Annotated in this window: 7 protein-coding genes and 1 tRNA gene; 1 reads left to right on the top strand and 7 read right to left on the bottom strand. The window is 36.5% G+C overall.

Annotation, left to right across the window (positions count from 1 at the left end; all coding sequences use genetic code 11):
- Window positions 1-77 precede the first annotated feature (77 nt).
- The 4 genes from RNZ47_RS14170 to rpsU all read right to left on the bottom strand — a co-directional run bounded on the left by RNZ47_RS14170 (window position 78) and on the right by rpsU (window position 2,074).
- Window positions 78-151, bottom strand: a tRNA-Thr gene (locus tag RNZ47_RS14170).
- A 100-nt stretch (window positions 152-251) separates the two neighbouring features.
- A complete protein-coding gene (hpf, locus tag RNZ47_RS14165) occupies window positions 252-554 on the bottom strand; it encodes a ribosome hibernation-promoting factor, HPF/YfiA family (RefSeq protein ID WP_311941556.1) in 303 nt (100 codons plus the stop codon).
- A gap of 124 nt (window positions 555-678) precedes the next feature.
- Window positions 679-1,569 (bottom strand): tyrosine-type recombinase/integrase, encoded by an 891-nt coding sequence (locus RNZ47_RS14160; RefSeq protein ID WP_311941554.1) that lies wholly within the window; start codon window positions 1,567-1,569, stop codon window positions 679-681.
- A 310-nt stretch (window positions 1,570-1,879) separates the two neighbouring features.
- The gene (gene rpsU, locus RNZ47_RS14155; protein ID WP_311941551.1) at window positions 1,880-2,074 is read right to left on the bottom strand and encodes a 30S ribosomal protein S21; all 195 of its coding nucleotides are present in this window, start codon (window positions 2,072-2,074) and stop codon (window positions 1,880-1,882) included.
- Window positions 2,075-2,361: 287 nt separating this feature from the next.
- Here rpsU and RNZ47_RS14150 point away from each other — a divergent pair, with 287 nt between their 5' ends.
- Complete coding sequence (locus RNZ47_RS14150) at window positions 2,362-2,868, top strand: hypothetical protein (protein WP_311941547.1); 507 nt, start codon at window positions 2,362-2,364, stop codon at window positions 2,866-2,868.
- A 378-nt stretch (window positions 2,869-3,246) separates the two neighbouring features.
- On the opposite strand, the gene RNZ47_RS14145 is transcribed toward RNZ47_RS14150, so the two are convergent.
- The 3 genes from RNZ47_RS14145 to RNZ47_RS14135 all read right to left on the bottom strand — a co-directional run bounded on the left by RNZ47_RS14145 (window position 3,247) and on the right by RNZ47_RS14135 (window position 7,071).
- Window positions 3,247-4,413 (bottom strand): acyl-CoA dehydrogenase family protein, encoded by a 1,167-nt coding sequence (locus RNZ47_RS14145; protein ID WP_311941544.1) that lies wholly within the window; start codon window positions 4,411-4,413, stop codon window positions 3,247-3,249.
- 30 nt (window positions 4,414-4,443) lie between these two features.
- Complete coding sequence (locus tag RNZ47_RS14140; RefSeq protein ID WP_311941542.1) at window positions 4,444-5,325, bottom strand: ComEA family DNA-binding protein; 882 nt, start codon at window positions 5,323-5,325, stop codon at window positions 4,444-4,446.
- A gap of 99 nt (window positions 5,326-5,424) precedes the next feature.
- Window positions 5,425-7,071: an alanine/glycine:cation symporter family protein gene (locus tag RNZ47_RS14135; protein WP_311941541.1), complete on the bottom strand. Its 1,647-nt coding sequence runs from the start codon at window positions 7,069-7,071 to the stop codon at window positions 5,425-5,427.
- Between the last annotated feature and the right edge of the window lie 26 nt (window positions 7,072-7,097).

The raw sequence follows: 7,097 nt of genomic DNA, 5'->3' as shown, positions 1-7,097 counted from the left end.
TGAGTATCTCCCCAAACTATTCGAAATCCGGACTTTAAAACCCTGAATTTCAAACGTTTTCAATATTTCAATTTTAGAGCCGATGGAGGGACTCGAACCCACGACCTGCTGATTACAAATCAGCTGCTCTAGCCAGCTGAGCTACATCGGCTTTTTTACACTTTTTTAGCATAAAAAAAGCCCGCTATTTCTAACGGACTGCAAATGTAGAGATTTATTTTTTTATTCAAAACATTTTTTAAGAAATTTTATTATAAATGTGCTCTTAATTTTTCTTTTCGCTTTTTTAGTTGCCTTTCTAACGACGAAACAGCCATATCTGCGCCCTCTTCAAAACTTTTACACTGTTTTTTTACAACAAAGCTATCTCCCGGAACACTTACCCTAGCCTCAAAGACTTTATTTTCCTTATCGCTAGTGTTTTCTACTTTTAAATAAACATCAGATTTTATTACTTTATCATAAAACATATCCAATTTATCCATGCGTTTTTGAATAAAATCTATTAACTTTTGATCTGCGTTAAAATTAACTGATTGTGTGTTTACTTTCATCGGTTATTCTTTTTTAGGTTATTAAATTGATCAAATGTAATTTGCCCATAATCATGTTAAATAGCATTTACCTATTATTATGGCTCGTTACATGTTCTTTTTATTAGGTTAGACAAACAAACTTTTATTTTTCACTCCTAGGGTGTGCTTTTACGTGCACTTTTTTAAGTTCAGCTATACTATTGTGCGTATAAACTTGTGTTGCCGCCAAACTGGTGTGCCCCAAAAGCTCTTTTACCGCATTTAAATCGGCACCTTGATTAAGTAAATGAGTTGCAAATGAATGCCTTAATATATGTGGACTCTTTTTTACTTTGGATGATGCCAAACTAAAATAATCATTTATTATTCTGTAAACAAGTGTTTCGTATATTTTAACTCCTTTTTTCGTTAAAAACAGCATATCGGCATCTGCAATACGTTCTAATTTACTTCTTGAAATTAAATATTGTTTTATTGTTTTGGTAACTGAATTTAATAACGGAACGATGCGTTCTTTATTTCTCTTTCCCAACACTTTTAACGTTTTATTATCTAAATTAAGACTGGTTAGCTGGAGCTCAATCAGTTCTATGCGTCTTATGCCGGTGGTGTAAAACAATTCGATGATTAGTTTGTTGCGAATGCCCTCAAAATCATCATCAAAATGCATATCATTCAAAACCTTCATTATTTCGTCTTCTGAAAAAGGGACTTGAATTTTTTTACTCGTTTTTAAGGCCTTGTGTTTGGAAAGTGGATTGGTTTCAATTTCGCCAATTTTTAAAAGAAATTTATAATAGGTGCTTAAGGCTGATATTTTCCGGTTAACACTTCGGTTTGCTAGTCCGCTTTCCACCAAGGAAACTATCCAATGTCTTATTTGCGGATAATTGACCTTATTAATGGTATGGGTTTCGAATTCGGTTTTTATGAATGCTGAAAAATTTTCCAAATCGTTTTGATAGGCATTTACGGTTAATGCCGAATAGTTTTTTTCTAACAATAGATAATCTGTGAAGGATTTGAATGTCATGTTCAAGGTTCAGAGTTCAGAGTTCAAGATTCAGAGTTCAGAGTTCAGAGTTCAGAGTTCAAGATACAATGTTTTATTGAATCTTGGTTTAATTGGTTTCTTTTTGGCAGGTCTCGATAATTATCCCGATCGCCGATTTTAACGGATTGCATTTTGGTTGATTCACGGAGATGCGGCGTATGTGCTTTTTAGCTTTTAATCGCAACTATTTAGGTTTCCGGTTTTTTTAAAATATGGTGTTGTAATTTATAAAATTTTAAACAAAAAAATCCCGCAAATTGCGGGATTTTTATATTATAAGTGGCAGATATTATACTTCTTCTGCATCTCTTAAACGTTGAATGTACTGTGCTTTTTGAACTTGAGCTCTACGTACAACTGAAGGTTTGTTAAACTGCTTGCGTTCTTGCAACTGGTTTTTTACCGTTGTTCTTACAAACTTACGCTTGTAACGCTTTAACGCTCTATCTATATTTTCTCCTTCTTTTACTGGTATTATTAACATAGTGTCTTAACCTCCTCTCTTTTAGAATTTTCAGGATGCAAATATAAAAAGTAATTTTAAATCCACAATTATAAAAGTTATTATTTTTTTAAAGTGGTTTTTTAATGAAAAACGGCACTTGATTTTGTCAGAAAAAAATGATAACTTCGTTTAACGGCTGATAAAAAAACGTTAAAACGATTTCATATCAGTAAAGCATTGGCAATAATTAAAACCAAATGAGAAACCTACTGATTTTATTAATGTTTTTTACTTTCAACAAACTGATTTCGCAAGAAATAATCGGAATGAAAGAAGTCTACATTGAGAATAATTTGGTTTATAAAGTCATTGACGACGAACTCTTTACAGGAATTGCTCAAGTCAAACGTAAAAATGAACATTTAGTTTATGAAGAGGAATTTGAAAATGGTATTATTTTATACAGCTATTTATATTTCAACAGTAAAGAAAAAAGACTTTCGACAAAAACTATTTACAATCCAAATAAGCCCAATGTTCTTTCTAAAAAAATCATGTACAACCTTCAGAAAGAAATTTTTGAAATTCATACCTATAACGATGACGGAATAAAAATACTTCGAGAACAATTTACAAATGGAAAAGTATCTTATAGTTGTCAATATTTAGGAAAGAAAAAACACGGAATTGAATTGGGTTATAGAGATGGTGGAGAAAAAATGACTTTTCGTTGTGAGTATATTAATGGAAAGAAAAACGGAACAGAATATTGTCTAAAAGAAGATGGAACGGAAACTAAAAAACAATATAAACTCGGAAAAAGAATAAAATAACTATTGCCAACATTGTATAAAAATAATGCGTAAGTTTATTCCTCAATCTATAAGTCCGTGCTGATTTGCTTGCGTCCGATTTTCCTTCGGAAAATCTGCCTCTCTCAAATCCGCTACTATTCTTATACTAGACCGTTAAACAAACCTTTCCAAAAAAACCTAACTTTAAATTAAAAAAACAGGATAGCAAATAAGCGCGTTAGGGATTGCAACGGCATCCTTTTTTTGAAAGACATAAAACACCCTTTAATTTAGAACTAAAATTTGGCAAATAGCCACGTCGCTGACTCCTCGCTATGACGTAAAAAAAAGATACAGTGGAAAGCCCGACCCCGCTTCGGGAGCCTTAGCGACCAAACGGGGTAACGCCCAAAACATTTAAGTTGCCGGTTTGTACTCCTTTTTATCAATGATGATTTTTGCCAATATTTCCCTTAAAATCTCGGAAGTACCACCGCCTATTGGCCCTAAGCGGCTGTCGCGCAGCAGTCTTGCCATGGGGTAATCTTCCATATAACCGTAACCGCCCAAAAACTGTAGGCACTGGTAAATAACCTCGTCGGCCATTTTGGTGGATTTAAGCTTAGACATCGACGCTTCTTTTACCACGTATTCGCCTTTGTTTAATCTGTAAGCCACCGCGTAGTTAAAGGTTTTGCAAATTTCCATATCGGCATAAAGTTCGGCTGCGGTGTGGCGTAGCGCCTGAAATTTATCGATGGACGTTCCGAAAGCCATACGTTCAGACATATATTTTAGCGCATATTCCAAAGCGTATTCTGCTCTGGCGTGTGCGTTTACGCCCATAATTAAACGCTCTAACGAGAAATGCTGCATGATGTACGGAAAGCCTTTATTTTCTTCGCCCAACAAATTGGTTGCCGGCACCTTTACATTATCGAAGGCTATTTCTCCGGTATCGGAAGCGCGCCAACCCAACTTATCTAATTTGGTGGCAGATACACCAGCGGTTCCCCTATCGATAACAAAAATACTAATGCCTTTGTTACCCAATTCCGGATTTGTTTTGGCTGCCACAACTAAATAGTCGCTAACCACTCCATTGGTAATAAAAGTTTTCGATCCGTTTATAATATAATGGTCGCCATGTTTAACGGCTGTGGTACGCATGCCTGCCACATCGCTACCGCCAAAAGGTTCGGTAATGCACAAACACCCTATTTTATCGCCAGCAATACTCGGTGCCAAATAGCGTTCTTTTATATCGTGGTTGCCCTCGGCATTAAGATGCGTCATGGCCAAATAGCAGTGCGCCCAAATGGCCGCGGCAAAACCACCGGAGTTTATTTTTTGAAGTTCTTCAAGAAGAATAACGGTGTAGAAAAGGTCTAAATTCAGTCCGCCATAAGCCTCAGGGTAATTGATGCCAAAAAAGCCCATATCGCCCATTTTTTTCCAAATGAAGTGTTCGATATTTCCGGTGCTTTCCCATTTGTCAATATGCGGAACGACTTCTTTGGTTAAAAAATCCTGCAAACTTTTTCTAAAAAGTTGATGCTCTTCGGTGAAGTACATTGTATCCATTAGCGTTTTTTTTCTTTCTATTCAATAGCCTTATTCAATCGACAAATATAATTTAATTATCTCGAATTTATTTACAGGAAAGCCGTTTACTTTTTTTAGTTCATCCAGGGATTTGTATCCGTCTCTTAATTGGCGTTGCTCAACCATATCGTGTGCCAAATCGTAATCGATGTGCTGAATGGTAACAAGGTCTTCAATCGCAGCCTCGTTTATATTGATTTTTTTGACAGTCCTTGGGGTTTTAACGGTAAACTGTTCCGTAATTTTTTCGATGACTTCGGGAGTTAATCCGTAAACATCCTGTAGCTGAACATCGGCGATAAATCCACCGGAAAATGTATTTCTGAATTTTACAATACGCTCTGAATAATAGGCGCCCACCCCATTTACTTTTTGAAGTTGTTTTGCCGTTGCCGTGTTTAAATCTTGTTTTTGAGCGAAGGTTTTTGGCGTATTATTGTAAACCATTACATTGGCTTTTGGCTTAGGATTTGTAACCCAATCGGGGAATTTAAAATAGGGCGATATGGCATTTAAAAGCGAATCGGATATTTTGGTTACCTGTTGAAATTCCTCAGTACTATTCACCCATTTATCCTGTTTCCTAAAAGCGTGCAATCGGTCTATTTCTTCGTTTGACATACCCAGGGAAGCGCCTTTATAATCGGTGATATAGTTGGGATTGAAAGGATATATTTTTGGTTGCCTCGCTTCAAGTTCAACCTGTTTAAGGGAATCAATTTCTTTTTGGAATTTTTTGAGTTCTTCTCGATTTACCGAGAGTTCTTTTACATCGTTCCCCGCGGTTAACGGGACCACAAAAAAATAAACACCCTGTAATATTATGATTAAAAGTATTAATAAAAAAATCCCATTCCGCTGCTCTTTAGAAAACGTGAAATGGGATTTCATCTGTATAAATTTATTTTTTTAATTAGTCCGATGTAACATCCATATTATAATTATCGTTAATTGACAAAAATTCAGTTATGGTTGTTTCATTTTATATAATTACTTCTCCTCTTTGCTCGCTTTTATAGCGCCCAAATATTTACTCATTTCTTCTTTTACTTTAGGAAACAAGAAGAAAAGCCCAATCATGTTAGGGAAAACCAATGCTAAAATCATGGCATCAGAGAATTTAATAACCGCATCAAGCGTGGTTGAAGCCCCAATAACTACAAACAATAAAAACAATACTTTATAGGCTAAATCCGCTCCCTTTCCTCTACCGAATAAAAATTTCCAAGACTGCAATCCGTAATACGACCAAGATATCATGGTTGAAAAAGCAAACAAAATAATGGCAACCGTTAACACATAAGAAAAATGAGGAATTACCGCATCAAAAGCCCTTGAGGTAAGTTCTACACCGCCAACAGCCCTACCTGTTTCGTTTAAAATTACATTTCCAGCACCGTCTCCTCCATAAGTGAATGCCGCTTGAACCGTTGATGCATCATCCATATTAAAAAAGATAATTACCAAGGCTGTCATGGTACAAATAACCACAGTATCGATAAAAGGCTCTAACAGCGCCACAACACCTTCTGAAGCTGGGTATTTAGTTTTTACGGCAGAATGTGCTATGGCTGCAGAACCTGCTCCCGCCTCGTTTGAGAAAGCCGCACGTTGAAAACCAACAATAAGCACCCCAACTATACCGCCTAATCCCGCCATGGGCGTAAAGGCTCCTTCTAAAATTAAGGAAAAGGCATCATCGATAAATCTATAATTAGCACCAATAATAATTAAGGCTGCCAACACATAAATACCTGCCATAAAAGGCACTATTTTTTCGGTTACATTGGCTATTCTTTTTATACCTCCAATAATTACAACCGCAACAATTATGGCAATTACCAAGCCAATCCAAAATCCGGCGGTTTGAAAGTTCCATCCCACTAAATCGGATAATTGTTGAGCCGCTTGATTGGACTGAAATGCATTACCACCACCAAAGGAAGCGCCAACACAAAGTATGGCAAACAGTACCGCTAAAAATTTCCCTATCATTTTAAAACCGCGTTCTTGCAATCCTTTTGATAAGTAATACATAGGACCGCCATAAACGGTTCCGTCTTCCCCTACATCTCTATATTTTACACCCAGTGTACATTCAACAAATTTCGTGGACATCCCAATTAAACCACAAACAATCATCCAAAAAGTGGCACCCGGTCCACCAATGGCAATAGCTACGGCAACCCCAGCGATATTACCTAAACCTACAGTACCCGAAACGGCCGTTGCCAATGCTTGAAAATGGCTTACTTCACCTTCTTTACTTTCATCTCGAATCGTGTCTGGTAAATCGCCATCAACAATATTAACGGCTACTTTATCTTCAGCGTGGTGACCGCCTTCAATATCATCATATTTTCCTCGCACCGTATTTATTGCCAAAGGGAACCTTCGGATATTGGGAAATCCAAAATAAACGGTAAAAAAAGTAGCGCCCAAAACCAATAAAATAACCACAAAAGGCACGTTGTATTCGCCCAAATTTACAGACGTTAAAACGAAGCCTTCCCACCAATCGGCCATAGGCTGGAAAGCCTTATCTATGCGTTGGCCAAAGCTTAGTTCTTCTATTTCTTGTGCGTATGTTAAAATGGGTAATAATAAGGTGAAAATTGAAAGAAGACACTTCTTCATAATTGTCTATTGTTAGTTAGTTTTAT

Origin of the sequence: Hwangdonia seohaensis, assembly GCF_031932625.1 — a bacterium.
Lineage (GTDB): Bacteria > Bacteroidota > Bacteroidia > Flavobacteriales > Flavobacteriaceae > Hwangdonia > Hwangdonia seohaensis.
Note: the sequence above shows the minus strand (reverse complement) of the source record. Positions and strands in the feature narration are given on the sequence as shown.